This window comes from Halorubrum laminariae, from assembly GCF_024494655.1.
Lineage (GTDB): Archaea > Halobacteriota > Halobacteria > Halobacteriales > Haloferacaceae > Halorubrum > Halorubrum laminariae.
On the sequence record NZ_JANHDL010000019.1, the window covers coordinates 1 to 22,282 of the forward strand.

The following is a 22,282-nucleotide window of genomic DNA, read 5'->3' on the forward strand; positions in this document are numbered from 1 at the left end:
TTCTCTGGTTCATTCAGCCCCGTCTGTCAAGAAACGTACCATCATTGGGTCAGCACAGCTGAGTGGTGGTCGGTTTCAGCTCTGCCCGCCCCGTCCGGCGAACTAATTTTGAACGTGCAACAGGGTATAGTAGACTATACCGCTATGTAGTTCGCGGTGGCGAAGTGTGTCCTTACGTGCTGTTTAGTGTCAATTTAGATCTACAATGTTTGTGAAGCAATATGAACTCGCGGACTCTGTCGGAATCCTATTCTTCAGACAGATCATCGTCTGAATCGTCTCGTTGCTGAAGAGTTCGTACTGATTCGAGGGCTCTACCAGCTCAAAGAGGTGTTCCAAGGGGCGTACGAGATAGAATGAGCGTAGCTTGTACGACCCATGGAGGCAAGCGGTTACCGACTCCTGGACAGCACTCTGCGCTGGTACGCCCAGCCAACGAGCGCACAGAGCGGCACGAGTATCACGCTGGTGAAGAGCCCCCAGTAGATGATGACTCCCTGTGTGGTTATTACGAACGCATCGACAGGGCTCACAAATAGCGCAGGGGTCACCCCAAGCAACTCCCGAGTGGCCAACAACAGGCTGAACAGTATCGACACGGCCAGCACTGTTCCGAGTGCCGTCACGACCCCTGCGAGCGCACCTCGACGCGGGTTCGATGTCGACGACAGCGTCCACTGCCATACCGCTGTCCCGACGACGAAGCCTACAAGCGGGGTGACAAACAGGGCAAAGAAGACGAACCCAGTATAGCCCAGCATGTAGATCTCGACGTTGAACGGCACCTCTGCTGTCGAGACGAAGGCCCACAGGCTGATTAAGTAGATGACCGAGGTACCCACCGTCGCGGCGGCGGCGACAGCCCCCGCACCGAGTTCGTGACGTGATATACTGCTTGGCGTCTGACGCCACGTATTCATACACTCCTATTTCGTCGGTGTGTATATAACTGAGCGCTCCCGCCGAGTGATGGATGTATCCTCTGTATCTCGCATGGTGCTCCTGTCTGTTAACGAGTATTTCTTCAAGTAGAGCGATACGTGGGCCCCTGTATTGAACGAATCAAGCCTGAATATATCATCTTTTGAGTATTTCAATAGAGCCTCATCGCCGTAAACGGCGAGGCTTCCCGTCCCGCAGGTGGGATATTTGTTGGTCTACGACACGACCTGTTCTCTCGTGTGGTACGTCCCGCTCTCGCGGTCGAACAAGTGTGTCGATGGCTGTGCCACACAGTCGGTACTCCTATATCAAAGACGGTGAGGACCTCGATGGAGTCCGATTCGAGATCACCAACTCGTAGCCTCGACCAGTCGCCATTTTTACTCAAGGGTATATATTACGAAGAAACGACATTGTGAACAAGCGTTAACCGATAACCCCTACTAAGAAACTGAAGATGGAATCTCCCCCTCCACTTGTCAACGGCGATGACTTCTATCAGACGCTTGTTGAAAACGCAGCCGAGGGAATGCTAACTATTGATGAAGAAAGCAATATCGTGTATGCGAATCCTGCAGTTGGAGATATTCTCGGGTATACTCCTGACGAATTGATCGGAAGTTCCAAAATGAAAATCATTCCAGAGCGTCTTGAGCCCGTCCATTCCGCAGCTCTTGAATCATATGTTGACTCGGGTGAGCGAAATATCGACTGGGACGGGATCGAACTCCCTGCTCTTCACAAGGACGGACACGAAGTACCAACGCTGATCAGTCTTCGTGAACACGAACACAACGGTGATCGGTATTTTACTGGCATTATTCGAGACATCACGGAGCGACGGAGACGAGAGAACCAGCTACAGGATCAGAAAGAACGGTTGGACGAGTTTGCTGACATTCTCACACACGACATCCGAAATCCGCTCTCTGTTGCCCAAGGCTACACCAAAATCGCTCAAGAGAACCACGAGAGTCCGGAACTAAAGAAAGTCTCAGAGTCGTTATCTCGGATAGATGATCTGGTAGAGGATGTCCTCGAGCTTTCCAAGACGGGACGATCGATTGGAGAAACAGAGTCAGTTGACATTGAAGACTGCATCCACGAATCTTGGGACGGCGTCGAGACCTCTCGGGCCACGTTACGGGTCGACGATGAGATCAAGTCAATAACTGCGGATAAGAGCCGCTTCCAAGAGCTGCTGGGGAACCTGTTCCGGAACGCAATCGATCACGGTGGTGGGGATGTAACAGTTCGTGTGGGGCCTCTCTCCGAAGAACGGGGTCTATACGTCGCAGATAATGGGCCAGGGATTTCAACATCGGACCGGTCAGAAGTATTTGAACACGGCTATTCGACGAATCAAGAAGGGACCGGCTATGGACTCTCGATAGTACACCAAATTGTCAAAGCTCACGGGTGGGAGATCAACATTACTGAAAGTTCCGAAGGTGGAGCACGGTTCGAAATTACTTGGTGAAACACCAAGTTCGGGTGTACTCATGGACTCTCTTGGTCACGTCTCATCGAGAAACGTTTTGGTCGGGGCAACGAGCTTTCTCTGCGCGACGGTCAATGAGTACTGGCTTTGTTGAAATCCTATTCTTCAAACATTTTTTCGCATGAAACACGGTTGATGCGAGCCCCAAAGCGATCGTATCTCGGCTTGTGACAAGAACTATGCTCGCAGAAACGGTCCGTCAAATATGGTCTTGGTACCTGATGAACTCCCGGATCAACTCTTAGTTGATTACGAAAACGCGACCGTGTATGGGGATTTGGAACAAGAGAAGGTGCTTCACCAAGGCAAGGTTCGTCTTCTCCCGAACGGGTGGGTTGCGTTGCCCACTGACCGACTCCTGTCTCCTGAAGCGGTACACCACATCGATCCATAGAGATCCGGTACTGAGCGATCAGGGTTGTGAAACTATCAATTGTTGAGGATTTCAACAGAGCCTGAGTACCCTGTACTGAGCGATTGAGGGAGTGAAAATGTCAACTAATAAGGACTTCAACAAAACCAGTTCTTCGGCCTTGCTCAACCCATTATGAGTGAAATCTCAATTGAGACGTTTCTCGTAATCCGCTTTGAGCCGTTCTATTCGTGCCTTCGTCGGTGGATGTGTCGAAAACAGTCGACGTTTGAATCTCGTCAACGGTCCGAGATTCCCTGCTGACTCGGCCGCATCCGGCTCAACGATCGCGAACGCCGCGATAGACGTTCGTCGGAAGTCAGTAGTCGGGCGCTCGTCGAGCGAACTATCGATTTTCTTGAGCGCCGACGCGAGGGCCGCCGGCTCACCGGTGATCGCGACCGCCCCGCGGTCGGCGGCGAACTCACGGGTACGGGCAAACGAGGACGACAGTGACCGAGAGAGTATCCAGAGCGGAAAGACAAGCGCGAGACCGACAGAGAGGACGGCGTCAGTGGAATCCGCGCGGCTGACGACGCCGTGTTCAATTCCGGCGGTCGGACCGCTAAGTAGCTCTTTAACGCGTTCGGCGGCGGCTACCGGCTGGGTTGCGGAGGTCATAACTGCCGCGTCGTGATTCTTGACGTGCGCAACTTCGTGTGCGACGACCGCGCGTCGCTCCGATTCCCCGAGCGCATCCAGCAGTCCCTCGCTGACGACCAACCGAGACGTACGGGCGGTGAAACCCGTGGTCAGCGAGATCGGCGTCTCGGTCGGTGCCACGTAGATCGCGGGAACCGGAACGGCCACTTGGTGTGCGATGGTACGAACCGTCGAAAACAGCTCCGGATACTCCTCCTCCGACACTTGCTGCGCACCGGTGATCGCGATCGCGTGGTCGGGTGCGTTACGCTCTCCCCACAACAGGACGCTCAAGATGATGCCCGATACGGAGAGGACCAACACGGTGCGTATGCCCCCGGCGAAGAGGTCGGCTCCGTTGCCGGCGAAGGCCCACAGGGTGATCGCAATGAAAACCACGACGATTCCGCCGGCAAGCGCAGCCGCGAGCGTCGTCAGGACTAATACCGACAACGAAAGGGCGATCCACAACTGTAACCGCCTATCTGGCGACCAGTCCATGGAAATACGTACGAATGAGTTTATAAAAGGATGGCTTTGTTGAAGTCCTATTGATCCAACACTTTCAGGAATGGTGAACATACCCCGGGGTCAAGCCCCGGGGCAGTCGCCTTGACCGCCTGTACAACCGCCGTACTGGAGTCGAACGAACCAACGAATCAGTGAAAGACTGCGGCCTCGGGCGTGCGTTCGCCCGAGGCCGCTTCCACGCACGAGCGCAGGTGTTTCTTCTTGCGCTGTACCTTCGCCTCGTCGTCGCTATCACCAACTACGAACGCGGAGACAATCCGGGGAGCACAATCATCACGGTGTGAGAAGAGTTCTATGACACCCTCTTACCCAGTTAACCACGCAAAGGCGGTGTTTTCTGATCTGTTGGTTACCTTTTTCTACGTCCGCAGTGGCATTCTGACCTTCGTCGAGCATTAGCCCGCCATATTAGAGTCCAAGATATTATCGTTTAGACTATTATAGTTCTGCCTCTAAAACTCGAAACACGTATGTATCTCCCACCACGACGGGGAGTATGGACCAGTTCGTCAATCGGCTCGATGAACTCGATCGGTTGCAGGCCCTCTACGAGAGTGACGCTGCAGAGCTCGCCATTATTTATGGGCGCCGCCAGATCGGCAAGAGCGAACTCGTCCGCCAATCGATTGCCGACCGTGACGATGCTGTGTACTATCAGGCAGTCCAAGGGACAGCGACGACACAGCTCAGACGATTCGTCGAGGCAGCAGCGTCGACCTATCCAGACATCACGGCCGTCAAAGAGGAATGGGAACCGCTCTTAACATACCTCACCGACAGAGACGCCATCATCGTCATCGACGAATTCCCGTACCTCATCGAATCGAACGAGGGACTTCCCTCGGTCATTCAACATCTGTGGGATACAACTGTCGAGGAGAGTCAGGCGACGCTCGTACTCACAGGCTCTGCAATCGGCATGATCCATACCCACGTCCTCGATGGCGGTGCGCCACTCTACGGCCGGGTATCCCAGACACCGAATGGCCGCCTCGAACTCACCCAGCTGCCGTTTCGCTCCATCCAGGAGTTCGTGCCGACGTACGATCCCGAAGAACGGGTGTTCGTCTATGGCGTCTTCGGCGGCACACCCCGATACCTCAGCCCACTCGATTCATCACAGAACCTCGGAGAGAACATCACACGGCTGCTGTGCGACCCGGATGGCCCACTCCATGACGAGCCCGAAACAGTCCTCCAGATGGAACTCACCGAGGTGAACACGTATTTTTCTGTTCTAGAGTCGATGGCCAGCGGGAACCGCAGTCGGAATGAAATCGCTCAGGGAGCCGGCATCGAGAGCACCAACACGTCGTACTACTTCGACCGGCTTGAAACGCTCCAGATCATCGAGAAACACCATCCAGCACTCGCCGACCCGGCACGCAGCAAGCGGACGCGATATCAGATTCGGGATCCCGTGTTCCGATTTTACTTCCGGTATCTCTACGGCCGCGGGGGACAGTACGAACTCTACGGCGAGAACGCCTACCCGGATCTCATCGAACCGGAATTGCCCGACTTTGTCAGCGAAACGTTCGAATCGCTCTGTCACCAAGCGGTGCCGGCGCTCTATGCAGACTATCAGCTCACACAGGTGCCAAGCCAGTGGTGGTACAAGGGCCGGGAGATAGATGTCGTCGCCCCAACTGACGAGTCAACGCTGATCGTTGGCGAAGCGAAGTTCACCAGTACACCCCTCGGCTATGACGTGCTTTCGAATCTCGAAGACGACGTGGAGCACATCGACTGGACACTCAAGGGAGGTGATGAGCCGACCTATGAATTCGCCCTGTTCAGTCGTTCTGGCTTCAAACGCTCCGTTGAGGAAACCGCAGACGAGCGTGATGACCTCCGTCTCTTCGATCTCTCCGATATTGTTGCCATCCTCGAGGGTGACTGATTCGAATCTTGACTCGAAACAGCACGTCGTTCAGGCCGCCCTTGAGACTGCGTTCGAGACGATTTATCCGCGGGTCAGGAACCCACCCCTAAAGGGGTGGGCTTGTCAGTGGACTCCCGCTCTGGCCGATACTCTCGGCAGGCGAAAACTCGCCATTCGCGTTCACTGTCCCTGACTTTAGCGCCACCTGACAGCTGGCGCGTCCAGAACCAGACTTGAGCCAGTACTGGACAAGACGCCACCCGATGTTCCGGGCGGCGTTATAGTCACTATGGAGTTGCTTCCCGCACTTCAGACACTCAAACCCGTCACCATCGCGGTTATCCTCGTGTGTGAACCCACAGTCAGAGTGGCTGCACCGTTGGCTCGTATACGCCGGCTGGACCGTGTCCACGAGGATACCATACTCTTCAGCCTTGTACTCAGTGTACTGCCGAACTGCCCGGAACGCCCATTGCTGGAACTTACTAGCGTTCGAGATCCGCTCACGGATCTGTTCTAAGTCCTCGAACGCGATCGCCGAACAGTCATGCCGTCTGGCTTCCTGTACGATGGCTTTTGAGACCCGATGGAGGTAGTCCTCACTCCACCGAGCAAATCGGTCACCGATACTCTGAATCGTGAGGTGTGCGGAGCGAGTCCCCGTTTGCTGGAGGCAGCCACGTCGCTGTTCATACCCGTCGCGCTTGTGTCGAAGGTAATCCGCATTCCCGAGGAACGCACCGGTACTGGTGACAGCAACCGATCCATCCACGTTGAGGTCAACACCGAGAACCACTCCGTTCTGGGTTGTTGACGCATCCGTCTCTGGATCTTTCTTCACGGCGACGTGGAGGTAGTATGTACCGTCACGCTTGTGTAGAGTCGCCTCTCTCCGCTCCCACTCATCGGTACTCCAATACTCTGCAAACGGTGTTCCCTCGTCGTCGTACGGCGTGACGTATTCAGCGCGAACGCGACCATCGACGGTAGCTAGCGTACAGTGGTCGTCATTGTACGTGACCGTACGAGCACCGTAGACGACGACTGTTCCACAGAATGTGGGCTTGCTTGCCTTCTTGCCTTCATCGAGAATCCGATCCTGACAGTTTCCAAGGGCTGTCGACGCAAGAGACCGGGCTGACTGGACGTGGTTCGCGTGAAGCTCTGTTAGCTCACGAACCTCGTCGTAGGTGGCAGCGTTGAGTTGCTTTTGGTCGTCGATGATCTCGGTGGGGTCATCGTCCCATCCATACTCAGAGACGTACTGAGCGGCGTGACGGAATTGTTCGAACGTTTCATCGAGGAGGCTGTGCGCGTCCTCTGAAACGTCGAGTTTTACTTGGATGTTCCGAACGACCGTCACACCTCATGTGTACATCTAGTATTAATCAATAGTTATTGACTTGTGGGGAGTCGGGCTGCTATCGTCAGCATTTATTGCGGCGGGATTCGTGCGCTTCCTCCCACCCCTGAAGGGGTGGGTTTCCGCGCTGGTATCCTATGAAATCTGTTTAACCAACAAATATATTCTGATACGTGCTCTGTTGGTTAACTAGAGGCGACCACTGATGTCCGACAAGCCACCGACGCCACCAGCTGACCTCTCGACGGAGATAGTCAATACACTCAACGGCTACTCGCCTGAACAACTCCGGTACGTCGCACGCTACGCCGAGGCGCTGGCATCTTACAAGGCTCGTGGGGCCGACGTCGATGAAGAGTCAGACGGTGACGAAAGTGATGAGCAACCTGACGATCTCCCAGATGACGTCCCCTCGAAGGCCACGATTACAATCAAAGAGATCAACGACAACCGCTACTACTACTGGCAGTGGCGGGAGGGAAGCTCGGTGAAGTCCAAATATAAAGAGCCTGTTAGCCCCGACGACTGACCACTCGTGAACTACACCTGCCTACTGAGGAAGGGAGGCTTACCGCCTGTATTCAGCTACACATCGATAGAGGGGTGTCGACGGGAACCGAGCTTCGCGAACACATCGATACAGGTTTTGAACAAGCAGTTGGTATATCGATCGCCAAGTCAAGAGGAGTGATGGTGTCGATGAGCGTGTGATATGTATTACCTGAATATATTCGTTTTGGCGGCTCTCACGGAGAATCACACATCGATAGAGGGGTGTATACGAGAACTAATAGAAACAAATTAAATGACCGCATATTAGTTACTCAGTTATTAATTGAGACCTGATAGCAGACATCGAATACACATCGATAGAGGGGTGTATACGAGAACTAATGAAAAGGCTTCATAGAGATCCAAGGCGGAAACACACGGCTTCAGTCGTGGGGGGAAGCCGACACATCGAACACATCGATAGAGGGGTGTCGACGAGAACCAATGGAAAACAGCGGGCTACAGAGAACAGAGGAGAGAGCCCACGACTTCAGTCGTGGGAGGAAGTCAAGTCTGGTTACGGATCTGCGCTTTGACGACGGAAGCGACCTCCTCCTCAGAAATTGCCTCGATACGCGAGTCTTCGCGAAGTGTTTCGAGAATTGTCTCCGGTCGTTCTCCAAACTGGAACTCGAGGAACATCCCGGAGCTGGGACCGTGACTCCGTCGTTCGAAGTCAACGAGCGAATACGTCGTGAGCTCTTTCATCTTATTCACGTACGTTTCCTGGTGGTACTGATCGGCGTCGATCGCGTCGGTTAGATACTGATACACGCGATAGCCGGTCGTACTCCTGGCGGTCCCGCCCTCGGTTTGGGAGGCAACTGCCGCAGTTGCGTACAGACAGAGCTTCTTTTGTGTGCTGATACCGCGGACGACCTCCAACACCCGATTCTTCTCAACCTTTTCTTGTGCAGTACGGACGTGTTTCTCGCGAACGCGAGTGTCACCTTCACGTTCAGCTAATTCACCGGCAACACGCATGAGATCGATCGCCTTTCTAGCGTCGCCATGGGTCTGTGCCGCGAATGCCGCTGCGAGTGGAATCACGTCATCGTCGACGACGTCGTCATGGAACGCATCCTGACGCCGTCGGAGAATTGCTTGGAGTTGGTTCGCGTCGTAATCGTCGAAATGGACATCTTCGGGAGTAAACGAACTGACGGCCCGACTCCCGACAGACTCCATCATCTTCGTGTCGTTCGAGATCGCAACGACCGAAATATACGCGTTCAACTCGTCGTTTGCTCCAGCCCGAGAGAGTTGATACAGTAGACGTGAATACGCCGGTTCTTGTTTGTCTCGCCGGCCGACGAGCATATCCAGTTCATCGAGGACAAACACAACAGAATCGAAGTGTTGGTTGACGATTCGGTAGAGTTCATCCCACTTCTCCTTCGTCGCCACACCGTGTTTTGGCACCTCGATAGGGACACCTGCCGCGTCGGCAGCCTGCTGAACGAGTTCATACACGGCAATACCGAGTGTGTCCAAGTCCTGGCAATTCACTTCAATAGTGCCAAACTGGATATCTCGGGTCTCACAGATGCGGCTAATATTATGGCAGACAGCCTTTGTGATCAGGGATTTGCCTGTCCCGGACGGGCCATAGAGGAAGAGGTTCGGCGGTCGGTTGTCGCCAAGCGCAACTCGAAGCATCTTGGTGACCTCTTGGAGTTGCTCGTCGCGACCCACGATTCGGTCCTCTTCGACAACATAATTCGGATCAAGTAGCGCTCGGTCCCGAATTAGCCCGTCCTGATCGTCGAATTCGAGAAGCATGTCCTCGATCGACTGTGATGGCTCCTCGGAGTCAGCATCATCCACAGGTTGTGAGTCACCGTTCGTGACATGAGAAGATGAAGACTGTCCCGAAGGATCCGACTGCGACGCATTCGACAGCTCAACTTGAGCCGTCAACTCGTCCTCCGGCGATCCCGAATTATCTGCGGGATCATCGGAGTCGTCAGTACCCATAGGCCAATTGATACCGCCCTGTATCAAAAAGGTTCCCCACCCCTATCGAAGTGTGATTGGCCACGTGAAACCGCACAATAGCAGAATTAACCCATGATAGCCGTGATATCCAGTTGAACGGAAGTAGCCAGTGACGATGTGTTTTGGATCACACGCTCGAAGACACACACCCCTCTATCGATGTGTTCGATGTATTCACGGGGTGGGGGGTAACTGGGAAATTGTCTGTTCCAAATTGGCGAGACAAACCTCATATCGGCTCTAAACTGGGAAGAGCTGTTCTCGTTGTCTCCTACTTGCTCGATCTAGACTCAATCTTCCCTTCTCTTCTCTTATTCTATTAACACAAACACACACACACCCCTCTATCGATGTGTTCGATGTGTTTTGATCCGCGTAAATTGTGTCGTTTGTGAACCATCAGAACAACTGTTGAGACAATAGCCGTTATCAAGCAGAAGAGAGACGCTATCTGATGAATTCTGGCAAAGCGAGGTTTGACGCATAAAATTGACTAGCTTCCCTATCCAGTTCACTCAGGTGGAACACATCGATAGAGGGGTGTGTGTCTCATGGAAAAACGAGGACGGATGTCAATCACCTCATCGACGAGTAGTAAACCACTCCTCGTGTACTTCTCATACGGTTAAACCAAGTCGTGTGTTTCGAGGCGTGACATCGAGATTGTTGATAGAAAATTTGCGGAGAAACATCCGACACCAGCGGTAGGCGGACCCGATTGTAGAACACATCGATAGAGGGGTGTGTCTCACACAGATCTCCCAGATAGGATGGTCCTGATCTACGCACGGGATTTCTAGTATCCACCATTCCGAGGATGGAGTTGCTCAAAGCGTCCCTCCGAGGCACTCACCGTGACGGTCGCTATACGTTAACCAACAACTTCGACCCCATTGTAGTGGCTGTTGGTTAATCACTAATCACGAGTATTTCGGGTAAACGTGACCAGATTCGTTTCGTGTGTCTCAGCGAGTTCCTGTCGAATATCATTGCGATCCCAGCCAAGCGGTGACAGCACACTCTCGATAGCTCTGATGAGCTGTGTCTCGTAGTACGACGCATCGTACGACTCGATCTCTTCGTGAGCCAATGCGACCCGTTCTCGCGATGTTTTTTCGTCGTCGACGACTACGTACTCGATATCCTGTCCCGGATGGATGGCAAGGTCCTGCTCTCGAGCCCGCTTCAGCGCCGCCACGTTCTGAGTGGTCTGCATGTAGCCCTCCAGCGGTTTGGAGACACAATTCCGTTCAACGAGCTGCTCGACCGGCACCGTTCCAGCGTGGAGGCACTTGATCGCGTCTTGGAGACAGTAGAGGACGGTGTCCGGAGATCGAGTTGCATCGAGCCGTTCGAGACAGTCCCGCTGGATGTCCTCGATGAACGGTGGGGTCGAGCGCTTCCGAGCTTCGATACCGCGTATCTTGTACTCGTCGTCGCCGGCGACCTTCCCGAAGTACTTCGTCAACGCGCCGGCGTCACTCTCGCGCTGGGGAACGAACGCCACCCAGTCATAGTGGGATTCGTGTTCGAGCCGAATCTCGACGCGTTCCGTGATCGCCGTCGCGAGCGCGTCGAGGTTTTCACGGTTCTCGTCGTCGACGTCGGGGTCCGGGGTTACCCAGATGGAGTCAACGATGCCGTGGACGACACGCCAGCCGCCGTCCTCCAGCTGCTGTTTCGCCGTCAGCAGTATTTCGCGAGCGAACGCGTTGATTGCTTCGTGGCACTCGATGCGGCCGAACTTCGCGTTGCTGAACCCCTGGTAGCCGAAGCAGGCGACGAGGATCCACTTCAGCGCTCCCGACCGTCCCTCGAGCTCCGCCAGCCGGTTCTCGTCGGGGTCATCCCGAGCCTTCTCGCGACGGATGGCCGCCTTGATCTCGTCGCGAGCGTCGATGATCGGCTGGAGGACGTCGACGAGGTAGCCTCGGTCATCGCAGATCGAGTATCCGAGGCCGGGGACGTCGTCGCGGTGGCTGTGACAATCACACCGGATGACGTCCGGTGAGACGTTTCGCGTACAGATGATATTCGGATACAATGAGGAGAAGTCGAGTTCGTGGACGTTCTCGTGGAGGCCGACCTCGGGTGCGAAGATGAAGCCGCCACGGCCGGCGTCGTGGAGCGTCCCCATCGGCTTGTAGAACTCGTGTCGCCAGGAGTTCCACGGGACGAGGACACCGCGGTCGTGGGCCTCGCAGATCTGGATCGCAGTGAGGACGTTCCCGATCGACGCCCACGCGAGCTCTTGGACGGGCTTTTTCGAGCGCGACACGAGGTCGAGGACGCCGTCGAGGTTCGTCTCCCCGTAGAAGAACGTGTTCGACTCGTCGATGATCGCGCGGCCGGGCACGTTGTACCGCGCCGGGGAGTGACCGATGCGACCGTAGCTTGAGTACGTCGACCGGCTTGCGAGCTGCTGGTAGTCGACGTCCGGCCACCGACTCAGCGAGAAGTCATCCACGCCGGCGCCCGTCGCCATTTCGTGGAGGGTTGGGACGATTTCGCTCGTCGAGCAGACCAGAATATCCGGGTCGTGTGTCTCGATCACCGCTTGAACGGTGGTGAGGATGTCTCCTGATGACCCGGTAACAGTCTCGCCGGCAACTGTGAGCTCGTCATACGTGTCCTTGCTGGTCTCGGTTACTGGAACACCGAGCCGGAGTGTCGAGAGCTCTGCTGTCGGCGTTGGATCGCAATTCGTCTCCAGACAGTACCGGAATCCTCGCGAGAAATCGACGTTGAAGCAAGCGAGATCGCCGACCGGGTGCGCTGATAGTTGGCGTGCCTGTCGCGCAAGCGGTGTGACGCGGTTGAGGTGGTCGACGTCGACAGCAAGAGCGGACTCGTCGTTACGACGAAATCCCGGCCGCCGGGATACGATCTCGGTCGCGACGACATTCGGGTGTCGTTCATATTGTGCGCGAAGTGGTGTGAGATCGATGTCGGTGTCAGGGTCACGTGCTGTGACGTAAAACCGGGGCGTATAGTCGTCGCGTTCGGTCGCGGTCGCGCCGTCGTTGATCGCCTCCCACTCGAGAACGCGACCATCGTCAAGGAAATCGATTGTGAACGGCATTTTCGTAAGTCACCCACCTTCCCGTCTCTACACCGGAGTCTCGCATAATCGCCGGCGTGTCTGTTCCGGATTTCAGGAAATGGAGATCGTCTTGACAGAAACAGCGTACTCTCGCGAATTTTCTCTGCTAACCCAGCTTCCAGAATCGTTTCCGGGTTTGTTAGCTGAACATCCGGTAGCGTGTTAACCAACAGAACGACCGTCTACAGATCGCTGTTGGTTAAGACTGCTGCGGACAGTCCTCCATATCTTGGATTTGGTGATCAGTATACTACCCCACAGATTATTATACCACTCTCTCGTTGGTTGGCACATAATGTCCGAAGAGCCGTCCCCGCCCTACCGAGCGAGCCCGGATGGCGGCACTGAACCCCGTGACGTGAACGATGTCGTCGAAGAAGAATGGATCGAGGAGACGACGCCCTTCGAACGAGTGTACGAAGTCATCTCTCGTGTGTACGATCCGCTGTCTGCAACGCAGATCGCCGAGCGTGCCCGCGTCTCACCGACCACGGCGCGAAAGCACCTACGAACGCTTGAGAGCGCTGGTGAGGTAACGACGTCACAGGATGGTCAGACGACCCACTACCGACGGTCGGAAACGGCTATTGTCACCGAACACGCCCAGTCGCTCCTCGCGGAACGAACGCCCGAAGAGATCGCGTCCGGCATCGCTGAGATGAAGGCGCAGATACAGACGTGGCGCGATGAATACGGTGTTGATTCACCCGAAGAATTCGCCCGAGAACTGGATATCGGCGACGCCGACGGCGACCATGGCGCGCTTCTCACAGAATGGCAAACGACGCGACGCAACCTCGCGCTCGCACAAGCAACACTCGCGATTGGTGAGGTGAGTCAAACTGGTCACCTTACTGGCACGGACACAGATGACGATGGTAATGGCGATACATCTCTCGTCGTATGACCGACGACGGAGATCCCGCTCACCATATCCAGCCGGATGAACAGTCTGAGGTATTTGGTCCTATCGACGCCGGGGCACTCCGGGACATACGAGACCTGTTCGTGGACCTAGAGCCGCTGGTCCAGGCCGCGTCAGTAGACGACCCCCTGAATCCACAGACACTTTCCGTTGAACTATCCGACGGCGTCGGAGCGGCGTCAACCGCCCGGATAGACGTCCGGTGGAGTCTCACCGGGAACTACGCCGCACACTACACAGATGACCGAGACCGAAATTTTCGGTTTGACTGTCACCCGAAACCCGACGCGCCGCGACGACACTTCCATTCACCCCCCGATGCTCCGAGCCGTCCCGTTGACCCATCCTGTATTGCTGTGTCTGAGACAAGCCTTGTAACGCGAGCGATTCTCCAGCGGTGGCGATACGCCTACACGAATGGAACATTCGAGGGACTCAATGACGCAGAAAATCCACCGTGATATCTTCCTCGCTGTTTTAGTAAGCGGCGGCGCGGCGCTTCCGGACTTCCAGAAAGGACTATTCCAGATGTCAATTCGAACTCTGTCACCGGATCTTGACGTGTGGTAGACTGTTTCCAAGACTCTTTCCGAGATGGCCGTCACCTCTGATCACCGAATTAACCAACATTTCGGTATGTCTCGACAGATTGTTGGTTAATTCCGCTATCCTCATTGTACTGAGCCCGTCGATGATCTCTGTAGATATGATATTCTAGAATATGATTATTTAGAATATTTTTATCAGGCACAACAGAAGCCACGGCAGCTCCGACTGGAACAGTTCGTCGAAGCTGCGGCCGACACGGTTCTTGATCCCGAAGACATTCGTCCTGATTGTAGCCCGCGACCCAGGAAACGCATCTTACCGGTCAGTCTCGACAGATACACTCGTGTGACACCCGTGTCATATCGATGAGGTGGCGGTGGATATCGTTGGCGAGCCGGTACATTGCCTCAGCCTGTTCCTTCGTTGCGATACCGAGTCTGTAATAGGTCTTCGTTCGGTTTCGGTTCCACAGCTCGGCAAGTTCCTCTCCGAACGCGTCGTCGTAGAGGCCGATCTCGGCACCACGTTGATAGAGTCGGCGGTGGCTACTGATGACCTCCGCCGCGGACATTGCCCCATCGTGAATCAACCGGAACTGGATAGTGCGCTCGATGGCGACGAACGCCGACTCGATCACGACCGTGTAGTACCCTTGGTCGAGGTGGTTCGATCCGACCTCCAGCAGCCGGCAGGCACGGCGAAGTTGGACCAACTCCGCGTCGTCGACGTCCAATCCCTCCTCGATAGTGCCGGGACTGCCCTCGAAGGTCCGCTCGGCTTCTCCCAATTGGTCTCGGATATCGTCATTCATCGGCATACACCTCGGTTCGGAGTTCGGAGAGTTGGTCGGAGCCGACCAACGTGATCCCGTCGTCGAACTGGGGGCGAAGTTGATCACCAATTCGTTGGACGCTGTCCGTCGATTCGACAAGCGGCTGGAACGTGTACCGATTCCCTTCGAACCGTTGGCCTTTGATATCGCTAACAACCGTCTGGACAGTCCGGCGAGCTGTCGTTTGGTCTTTGTCGACAATCACCAATAGGTCGATGTCGCTGGCCCTATCTGCCTCTCCCCGAGCGACGCTTCCGAACAGGACGACCCCGACTAATCCATCCAACTCGTCCTGAAGTCGTTGTAGAAATGCCTGAACTGGTTGGTGGAACTCGCTCTGTGGGATCGAGAGAATTGGATCTGGTTTTGTGAGCCGTTCACGGTTGATCTGGACCTGCTGAGTCCGCCCGTCTGGTGCGATCTCGATGACATCAAGCTCGGAAAGCAATGTCACCGCCTTTGAGATCGTTCCCTTATTTGCCCCTGTGAGGCTTGCGAGTTCGCTCATCGAGTACGTCGCATACGGCTGATCTATGAGAACGTTGAGAACGTCTTGCATTGCTTGGTATCGGAATACCCGATCCTCCGGAAACGGATAGCGTAGCTCTATTGAGATCGACTCTTTCCTATTAGGCATATGATTCCTATTAGGAAACAGTGTAAAAACTCTGGTGGTGAACTGCCCAAATTACGAAAAATTCGAGGCGAAAGCCTCGCCCTTCACAGTAGTTGCCGAATCAAATCTTGCTCCGTACTAACCAAGCCGTTGAGTTCGCATATTTTACGATCGTGGCGGATTTCGCTGTGACAGATCTAGTGAGAGAGCGAGGGAACGCCGCGTCAGCGGCGTTCCCGAGCGATGCCTCTCTGCGATAAGACGTACTCACCGGTCATCCCGGTCAGATCCGAGGTGGACTCAGCCGTAGTCTGTCGAGAGAACGAATCTACGGAAGATCCGTGTTGAGATCTGCGGTGTTTCTGGAACTGTTTCACTTGAAGCCAACACGTTGGCTAACACCCACAGATTGTACAACGACACCGCGAACAAAAAGTAGAACAGTCGTACCGAGAACGTCGGTGACGACGTTCTCGGGAGAAAATCGCCGAGCTGGCGATATGACGTTTCGATCCCCCAGCGGCGGCGGAACGCCGCCGCGTATGCTCTCGCTGTCGACGAATCTACGTCTAAGCTCGTCACGAACCAGATGTGCTCGTCTTCGCTTGTGCGGTGCGGAACTGCGAAGACTGTGACATCTACCGCCGCCGTTGGTTTGCGCTTTCGCTGCATCGTGTACTCATCTGCGACCGTCTCAGTGCCGGCGCTGAGATGGTCTTTCATTCTACTACTCGGACGCGCACGTACGATGTAATCGACATCCTGCTGTTCTAACTCTGCGACGACGTGGACTTGGTAGAATCCACGGTCGAGGTAGGCGTGTCGAATCGAGACGTACTGTTTGGCTGTCTCGAGCAAGGAGCGAACGGCTTCGCGCTTGGCGCGAAAGCCGTTCGCGTCCATCGGGACTACCGCAAGCGTAAATCGCGTGCGAGGGGCAACGATACACAGTGTTGCGAAGCAAAACGCTTTGTTCGTTCCGAGATCCGGATACGTGGTTAGGACGTGGTCAGTGTCGGCAGAGCCGTAAAAGCGCCACTCGTGGAGATCGATGGCAACATCGACGAACGCAGGAAGTCGGCGCTGAGACCGGAGGACTTCGAACACCCGATCTCGGACGCCATCGAACTGGTTGCTGATGGCGTCTGGTGAGAGATTGCGCAAGTGATACAGCAGCGATTTAGCGAGCGAATTTCGCGCCGTAGCGGTGATATCGACGTGTTCGTCACGATCAAGCTGGAGCGTTTTCCCACCCGTATTTGCGAACTCCTGGTCAAAAGCAATCCGAGAGAGGATTTCTTGGAAATCCTCTCTCGTGTACTTTCCACACGGTTTTACACCGAATTCGAGCTCTGGAAACAGCACTGTCGACGCAGCACGGCAAACCTGTTTCGCCTCAGCTGTCTGGACCATCTGTTGACCCACACAGCCCAGCGTGAAGAGCCTCAGCTAGGATCGGCAACTACTGTTCAGCGCGGGGAGGATGTCAAGAAACCGGCGACGCAGCCGCTGATGCTCCGAGCCGTCCCGTTGATCCATCCTGTATTGCTGTGTCTGAGACAAGCCTTGTGACGCGAGCGATTCTTCAACGGTGGCGATACGCCTACGCGAATGGAACCTTTGAGGGACTCAACGACGCAGAAAATCCACCGTGATATCTTCCTCACTGTTTCACACCCACCCGCCACTACGCCAGTTGGCGGATCCGACGCTCAAGCACGCCCGACGGAAGCTGCCCGTGAATCGATGTGCGGACACACCCAAACGTCTCAATAGTGGTGTGAACCGTCGACGTCGGCGCAAGCTGGTGCTGGAGAACATGTTCGTATGCGGCGATCTGAAGTTCGTATCGTCGGTGCGTTGCAGCGAGTGAGTCAGTCAGTGCGATCTTGAGATCGGCCACCTGCCACTCGCCCCCACCCAGATCGAGGAGGATGTCGGCTTCGCCATGCACTTCGACTTCAACGTCACCAGCGGTCACAAGCCCGCTGAGATCGTGGTCGACGTAGACAGCCTCCGCCGCTTGGATCTGCGTCCACAAATCGGACGCGAGGAAGTCCGAAACAACCGACGTGTGGAAGAAGGTGACCAGGCCGGCGCGTTCAGAATCCGGCACCATGTCGATCGATTGCGCCGGCACCTGGTGCATTGCGTGGCGAAGCGCGGTACGAACTGGTTCGCTCCAAGCATCGAGCTCGGCGGCTGGCACGTCCATCTCGATGAGGGCGACCAATGCCTCGTGGAGACAGGTTCCGACTGTCTCCGGACCGAGTGTCTCGAACGTGATCGGGAGTTCGGGGGCCACATCGTCGGTCTCGGTGTGGATCGGCTCGTCGAGGAGGTGGGCAGTCACGTTCGCGTCGACGTCGTCGGTTAGCGGATAGGCCGTACTCGGGTTGAGAAAGCGTGGGACCCACGGCTCCAGCTGGTCGCGGCGGGGAGCGGCTCTCGCGGCTATCGATCGTGGGGGCTCGTGCGTCTCGCGTGTCGCGTGGCCGTCGACGTCGTTGACCCCGATCGTGAGTCCGCCCGTGTTGCCGCCGACGCCGACGTCGACGCCGTCTGCCTCGTCGATCGTATACGTGGCTGTCTGTTCGGGCGAAAACGCAAGGGCGTCATAGATTGTATCGAGCCAGCGGTCACGGGGTTGTGACGTCCCGGGAATCGTGTGTGGAAGCGGGATAATGAGGTGATCACGCGCACGGGAGAGTGCCACGTACAGTAATCGCCAGGCTTCCCCGCGCATGCTGGCTGCGACTGACTGGAGGCGATCGGGCCCGAGAAGTCGGTGGCCGGTTCCTGCACGCTCATCGAGCCAGTGCTCGGTCGCCCACCGCAGTCCGATATCGCGTGATGCGACACCCTCTCTGTCTGGACCAGTCCCACTCGGGGTGTAGAGCCCCCCGTCGAAGGGTGGCAATGCGATCTCGGGTGCCATCTCGACGTTCGTCGGCGGGGCCAACGCCGCAACAGCACCATGAGTAACGAACCGCTGTGAGTACGGCCCGTGGTTCCAGAGTTTGAAGCCTGGGGTTGCAAGCACGATGACCCCGTCTTGATCGCCTTTCATCCGGTGAACTGTGCTAAAGACGACATCGGCGTCCTCGGTCACACTCGGGATGTCTGGTCCGTTTTGTGGCGCTGCCCGAAACGGGGCAAGAAGGTCACCGAGTTCGGCTGGGGCATACTGCGTATCAGCTTCCCAGTCCGAGACGGTGCTCGTAAGCGCGTCGAGTGCGGCCACCCGCTGCTCCGGTGAGGGGCCTGTGACATGGTCGCCGGGGTCTGCCCGGAGTGCGAGTCGTTCGATGATGTCCTCAAGATACACCGATGCGGGGACGCGGTGAAACCGCCCCAGCTGGCTGCGAAGATCCCGCAGGCCACAGAGTATCTTTCGGGTGTCTGCGTCGAGGTCGTCGGCCGCACAGATGGCGTCGAGGTCGTAGTCAGCACGCTCGAAACAGTCGTGAGATGCTGTCAAATCGAACACCGAGTCGGTCAACAATGCGCGTGTCCGCTCTCGGTTGGTCGGCGCAGTGAGCCAGTCACAGACAGCAAGCACCGCTTTGACCGCGTCACACGCAAAGAGTCTCGAACTGGCATTGTGGACGGTCAGTCCTTCGGCCTCGAAGGCGTCTTTGTACGCTGCCATATGTCTTCGATTTCGAAAGACGACGGTCACCGATTGTGGTGACCCGGTGTCGTCGGTGAGGGTGCCATCAGCGATCCCCCGGGCCAGATACGTCGCTAGGATGTTTGCCTCACCAGTGCGGCCGTCAGGGGTGACCCACTGTGCGGAATTGGGGGCTGTCCAACCAGTGAAGGCAGCGACGTGGATGCTCGGGTCGTCAGTGGGTGATCGGTCTGCATCGAGGCCGGGAAAGGTCGTCTCGAAGTCGCGTACTCCCCCGCGCGTCGGGTCGTCGAAGACAGGCCCCATGATGGTGTTGATGCCGGCGGCGATGTCTGGTGTCCCTCGGTAGGTCGTGGCGGCCGTGACCGCCTCGTGGGTGTCCCAGTCGAGACCGAGATACTGACCCTCTTCGCAGGCGCTCGCGAACACCGATGGATCGGCGTGTCGCCAGAGGTAGATGCTTTGGAGTGTGTCGCCGCAGGCAAGCACGCGCATCGATGGGGTGACGAGTTGTGACAACGCCGCGTGCTGGATGGTGGAGACGTCCTGGGCTTCGTCGATGATCACGCTGTCGAGCCGTGCGTGGTACCGCTGTTGCAGAGCCGTGTGCTGAGTGGTCGTCGGGGCATCACCATCGACTGGCCAGTTGCCGTCGAACACGTTTGCGACGTAGAAGGCGACATCAGTGTGTGACACAGCGTCGTACTCGCGGATCAGGGCCCGATACTGCTCGCGGTACGCTTCAAGCACGTCACAAAACGTGCTTAGTGTCTCGTCCCAGGCGTCATACACCCGCTGGTCAGCTGCAACAAGTTCGGTCCACTCGTCGGCCGTGCGTTGGGCGTCGGTGGTGGCCGCGACGCCGTCGTCGGTGTAGGCGGCGATCGTTGCGAGGATGTCTGTGCGACTGGTGGTTCGTCCCTCGGGATACACCGCGTCCTGTGTTGTGCGGAGTTTTGTTTCGAATGCCGCTGTCGTAAGACGCTGATCGCGGCAGTACCGCACGGCGTCAGCGAGCATCTCTGCAGGCCCGTCCGACCAGTCGTCAGCTGGATAGGCCGCTTCCAGTTTGATGATTGCGTCGGCGTAGGTGGGATCTGTCGCGATGGCGTCGTAACACGCGGTGTGCACCTTCGACAGCAACGCCTCGTTGCCGACTGTTGGCGTCTCCTCGAACCCGAGATCGCCGGCGACCTCGCCGAAGACCCCCCGTAGAATGCTGTCGACGGTGCCGATGTACGGTGCCTGGCGCACCCGCGACACGAGATACTCCACATCCGTCTCGGAGAGTGCCGTGGCGTCGGGAATCAGCTCGTGGGCCACGATTTCTCGGATATGCTCACAGACGTCGGGGACGATCGCTGCAGCCTCGTCGGTGTTAAACGACATCACGGCAACGGACTGTGCAGGCGTCTGGTCGCCGGCGACGTACCGGCGGATGATGGCTTCGGCAGCGACTCGATGGACGGTCATCGATTTGCCAGCACCGGCGACACAGTTCATCGTATACAGGCCTGCCTCGGCGTCGACGAACCGGTCTCTGATCGTCGCCTGTGCGTTCCGCAGTTCGCGTGGATCGTCGTCGTTACTCATTACTGGTTGTCTCTGTGGGTGTCGTCGCCGCACTCGTGGTGAGGAGATCGGCGATCGGCTCAGGGAGGTGCTGTTCAGTGCTTACTAGCCGGGTCCGAGCCGGCTCGGGGACCGTCTCCATCTCTAGTGACGCGAGAAACGGCGAGGGGTGGACTTCGGTGCCGTCGGCGGTCTGTGTGTACCGCGTCACAATCACGCCGTTTGTGGCGGCGCGCATCGCATCGGCGAAGTGATCGCGATCGCGGCCGTCTCCCCACGCCGTTCTGGGGGCGACGGTGGCGGTCTTGCCAGCCCCAGAGAGGACGGCTTCTTGCAATTCGGGGGGAACGACGCTGTCTGTCTGTGTCGGCCAGTCCGCTGCGGTTACACCGACCGCGATGACGAACGGGACTGATAGCGCCCACACGTCGTTTGCCTCCATGATGTCGAGCGCCCGTGCGTTCGAGTGCTCACGCCGCCCTGGACGCTGTGTCGCGAGGAGTTCACACAACTCCTGTACAGCCGACCATGACTGCGAGACCGTCTCGTCAGCGAGCCACTCTTGGTATTTGTGCGTGACTTGCTCGACGAGCGTCGTGACCCTGCGTGTCGCTCGCGCCGCCGTCTCTGTCTCGGTGAGTGCCGGTGAGTCCGATTGTTGTCGGGCAGGCACGCTCGTCTCACGGTATGCGTCGATCGCTGTTGTGAGAACGTCGCTGACTGTTTCAGGTGTCGGGTCCCGATCAACATGCGTCTGTATCCAGTCACAGTACGTTGTGAGTCGCTCGTCGGTGGTGTGGGTCCGCACTGTCTCGACCCAGTCGGCGATCGAGTGGTGCCCGGACGGGAGGGCGTCGACATGTGTTTGGATCGTCGCGTGGTCGATGGGCCATGATTCGGACGCCGTCGGTGGGACCCATCGCTGTGTCAGGGGTGCGAGTAGGGTCTCTGCGGAGACGTCGCCATCGGCAAAGAGCCGGCAGAGCGCATCGATTAGCGCGTACGGTTCCGTTCGTGTCACACGCAGTTGGGTCCACAAGACCGGTGTCAGTCCATACTGGATGGCGGCGCGGGTGAGCGGCTGTTCGTACGGATCGAGGTCACGAGCCACCACGACGATGTCGCGGACGCCAACACCCCGATCGCGTAACGCACGGATGGTCGCCATCACGGCGCGTGCTTCACCACGGCGTGTCGGTGCGGTGAGTTCGACGACGGGACATGA

General features: G+C 56.7%; 17 protein-coding genes and 2 pseudogenes. 8 read left to right on the forward strand and 11 right to left on the reverse strand.

Annotated features, from left to right (window positions below):
* Positions 1–392: 392 nt before the first annotated feature.
* Positions 393–920, reverse strand: coding sequence for a hypothetical protein (locus NO887_RS17085; RefSeq protein ID WP_256419387.1), 528 nt, complete (start codon positions 918–920; stop codon positions 393–395).
* Between the two features lie 237 nt (positions 921–1,157).
* Positions 1,158–1,247 (reverse strand): annotated as a pseudogene (locus tag NO887_RS18530) (RNA-guided endonuclease TnpB family protein); the annotation flags it as partial.
* Between the two features lie 152 nt (positions 1,248–1,399).
* Here NO887_RS18530 and NO887_RS17090 point away from each other — a divergent pair.
* Positions 1,400–2,422 carry a two-component system sensor histidine kinase NtrB gene (locus NO887_RS17090; protein WP_256419388.1) on the forward strand — a complete coding sequence of 341 codons (1,023 nt, stop codon included), beginning with the start codon at positions 1,400–1,402 and terminating at the stop codon, positions 2,420–2,422.
* A gap of 226 nt (positions 2,423–2,648) precedes the next feature.
* Positions 2,649–2,837, forward strand: coding sequence for a hypothetical protein (locus NO887_RS17095; RefSeq protein ID WP_256419389.1), 189 nt, complete (start codon positions 2,649–2,651; stop codon positions 2,835–2,837).
* Between the two features lie 165 nt (positions 2,838–3,002).
* Here NO887_RS17095 and NO887_RS17100 read toward each other — a convergent pair whose 3' ends face one another.
* Positions 3,003–3,998, reverse strand: coding sequence for a M48 family metallopeptidase (locus NO887_RS17100; protein ID WP_256419390.1), 996 nt, complete (start codon positions 3,996–3,998; stop codon positions 3,003–3,005).
* Positions 3,999–4,102: 104 nt separating this feature from the next.
* Here NO887_RS17100 and NO887_RS17105 point away from each other — a divergent pair.
* Together NO887_RS17105 and NO887_RS17110 are read left to right on the forward strand one after the other, a co-directional pair.
* Positions 4,103–4,312: pseudogene (locus tag NO887_RS17105) on the forward strand (transposase); the annotation flags it as partial.
* Positions 4,313–4,524: 212 nt separating this feature from the next.
* The gene (locus tag NO887_RS17110) at positions 4,525–5,931 is read left to right on the forward strand and encodes an ATP-binding protein (protein ID WP_256419391.1); all 1,407 of its coding nucleotides are present in this window, start codon (positions 4,525–4,527) and stop codon (positions 5,929–5,931) included.
* 88 nt (positions 5,932–6,019) lie between these two features.
* On the opposite strand, the gene NO887_RS17115 is transcribed toward NO887_RS17110, so the two are convergent.
* Positions 6,020–7,276, reverse strand: a complete 1,257-nt coding sequence (locus tag NO887_RS17115; protein ID WP_256419392.1) for an RNA-guided endonuclease InsQ/TnpB family protein — start codon at positions 7,274–7,276, stop codon at positions 6,020–6,022.
* A gap of 205 nt (positions 7,277–7,481) precedes the next feature.
* On the opposite strand from NO887_RS17115, the gene NO887_RS17120 reads away from it, so the two are divergent.
* Positions 7,482–7,805, forward strand: a complete 324-nt coding sequence (locus tag NO887_RS17120; RefSeq protein ID WP_256419393.1) for a DUF6788 family protein — start codon at positions 7,482–7,484, stop codon at positions 7,803–7,805.
* Positions 7,806–8,335: 530 nt separating this feature from the next.
* On the opposite strand, the gene NO887_RS17125 is transcribed toward NO887_RS17120, so the two are convergent.
* Both NO887_RS17125 and NO887_RS17130 read right to left on the reverse strand, forming a co-directional pair.
* On the reverse strand, positions 8,336–9,805 hold the full coding sequence (locus NO887_RS17125; protein WP_345780165.1) for an orc1/cdc6 family replication initiation protein: 1,470 nt from the start codon (positions 9,803–9,805) through the stop codon (positions 8,336–8,338).
* A 937-nt stretch (positions 9,806–10,742) separates the two neighbouring features.
* Positions 10,743–12,908, reverse strand: coding sequence for a type B DNA-directed DNA polymerase (locus NO887_RS17130; RefSeq protein ID WP_256419394.1), 2,166 nt, complete (start codon positions 12,906–12,908; stop codon positions 10,743–10,745).
* A 379-nt stretch (positions 12,909–13,287) separates the two neighbouring features.
* On the opposite strand from NO887_RS17130, the gene NO887_RS17135 reads away from it, so the two are divergent.
* From NO887_RS17135 to NO887_RS17140, 3 genes are read left to right on the forward strand one after another with little or no spacing between them, the layout of a single operon-like run.
* Positions 13,288–13,836: a winged helix-turn-helix domain-containing protein gene (locus NO887_RS17135; RefSeq protein ID WP_321169364.1), complete on the forward strand. Its 549-nt coding sequence runs from the start codon at positions 13,288–13,290 to the stop codon at positions 13,834–13,836.
* Positions 13,833–14,315: a toxin-antitoxin system TumE family protein gene (locus NO887_RS18845; protein WP_465262004.1), complete on the forward strand. Its 483-nt coding sequence runs from the start codon at positions 13,833–13,835 to the stop codon at positions 14,313–14,315. Before NO887_RS17135 ends, NO887_RS18845 begins: the two co-directional genes overlap by 4 nt.
* Complete coding sequence (locus NO887_RS17140; RefSeq protein ID WP_256419396.1) at positions 14,293–14,424, forward strand: hypothetical protein; 132 nt, start codon at positions 14,293–14,295, stop codon at positions 14,422–14,424. The genes NO887_RS18845 and NO887_RS17140 overlap by 23 nt, the downstream gene beginning before the upstream one ends.
* A 301-nt stretch (positions 14,425–14,725) precedes the next feature.
* Here the strand turns inward: NO887_RS17140 and NO887_RS17145 are convergent, their stop codons facing one another.
* The 5 genes from NO887_RS17145 to NO887_RS17165 all read right to left on the reverse strand — a co-directional run bounded on the left by NO887_RS17145 (position 14,726) and on the right by NO887_RS17165 (position 22,225).
* A complete protein-coding gene (locus NO887_RS17145; RefSeq protein WP_256419397.1) occupies positions 14,726–15,214 on the reverse strand; it encodes a DUF8154 family protein in 489 nt (162 codons plus the stop codon).
* The gene (locus NO887_RS17150; RefSeq protein WP_345780166.1) at positions 15,207–15,794 is read right to left on the reverse strand and encodes a nucleotidyltransferase domain-containing protein; all 588 of its coding nucleotides are present in this window, start codon (positions 15,792–15,794) and stop codon (positions 15,207–15,209) included. The genes NO887_RS17145 and NO887_RS17150 overlap by 8 nt, the downstream gene beginning before the upstream one ends.
* 357 nt (positions 15,795–16,151) lie before the next feature.
* On the reverse strand, positions 16,152–17,264 hold the full coding sequence (locus tag NO887_RS17155) for a transposase (protein ID WP_256419399.1): 1,113 nt from the start codon (positions 17,262–17,264) through the stop codon (positions 16,152–16,154).
* 274 nt (positions 17,265–17,538) lie between these two features.
* Positions 17,539–21,078 (reverse strand): UvrD-helicase domain-containing protein, encoded by a 3,540-nt coding sequence (locus NO887_RS17160; protein ID WP_256419400.1) that lies wholly within the window; start codon positions 21,076–21,078, stop codon positions 17,539–17,541.
* Positions 21,071–22,225: a PD-(D/E)XK nuclease family protein gene (locus NO887_RS17165; RefSeq protein ID WP_256419401.1), complete on the reverse strand. Its 1,155-nt coding sequence runs from the start codon at positions 22,223–22,225 to the stop codon at positions 21,071–21,073. The genes NO887_RS17160 and NO887_RS17165 overlap by 8 nt, the downstream gene beginning before the upstream one ends.
* Positions 22,226–22,282 lie beyond the last annotated feature (57 nt).

Bases quoted from the DNA above. Each gene is read 5' to 3' on its own strand.
- NO887_RS17110 (WP_256419391.1), top strand. From the start codon at position 4,525: ATGGACCAGTTCGTCAATCGGCTCGATGAACTCGATCGGTTGCAGGCC.
- NO887_RS17155 (WP_256419399.1), bottom strand. From the start codon at position 17,264: ATGGTCCAGACAGCTGAGGCGAAACAGGTTTGCCGTGCTGCGTCGACA.
- NO887_RS17095 (WP_256419389.1), top strand. From the start codon at position 2,649: ATGGTCTTGGTACCTGATGAACTCCCGGATCAACTCTTAGTTGATTAC.
- NO887_RS17160 (WP_256419400.1), bottom strand. From the start codon at position 21,078: ATGAGTAACGACGACGATCCACGCGAACTGCGGAACGCACAGGCGACG.
- NO887_RS18845 (WP_465262004.1), top strand. From the start codon at position 13,833: ATGACCGACGACGGAGATCCCGCTCACCATATCCAGCCGGATGAACAG.
- NO887_RS17150 (WP_345780166.1), bottom strand. From the start codon at position 15,794: ATGCAAGACGTTCTCAACGTTCTCATAGATCAGCCGTATGCGACGTAC.
- NO887_RS17125 (WP_345780165.1), bottom strand. From the start codon at position 9,805: ATGGGTACTGACGACTCCGATGATCCCGCAGATAATTCGGGATCGCCG.
- NO887_RS17145 (WP_256419397.1), bottom strand. From the start codon at position 15,214: ATGAATGACGATATCCGAGACCAATTGGGAGAAGCCGAGCGGACCTTC.
- NO887_RS17120 (WP_256419393.1), top strand. From the start codon at position 7,482: ATGTCCGACAAGCCACCGACGCCACCAGCTGACCTCTCGACGGAGATA.
- NO887_RS17090 (WP_256419388.1), top strand. From the start codon at position 1,400: ATGGAATCTCCCCCTCCACTTGTCAACGGCGATGACTTCTATCAGACG.
- NO887_RS17085 (WP_256419387.1), bottom strand. From the start codon at position 920: ATGAATACGTGGCGTCAGACGCCAAGCAGTATATCACGTCACGAACTC.
- NO887_RS17100 (WP_256419390.1), bottom strand. From the start codon at position 3,998: ATGGACTGGTCGCCAGATAGGCGGTTACAGTTGTGGATCGCCCTTTCG.
- NO887_RS17140 (WP_256419396.1), top strand. From the start codon at position 14,293: ATGACGCAGAAAATCCACCGTGATATCTTCCTCGCTGTTTTAGTAAGC.
- NO887_RS17165 (WP_256419401.1), bottom strand. From the start codon at position 22,225: ATGGCGACCATCCGTGCGTTACGCGATCGGGGTGTTGGCGTCCGCGAC.
- NO887_RS17130 (WP_256419394.1), bottom strand. From the start codon at position 12,908: ATGCCGTTCACAATCGATTTCCTTGACGATGGTCGCGTTCTCGAGTGG.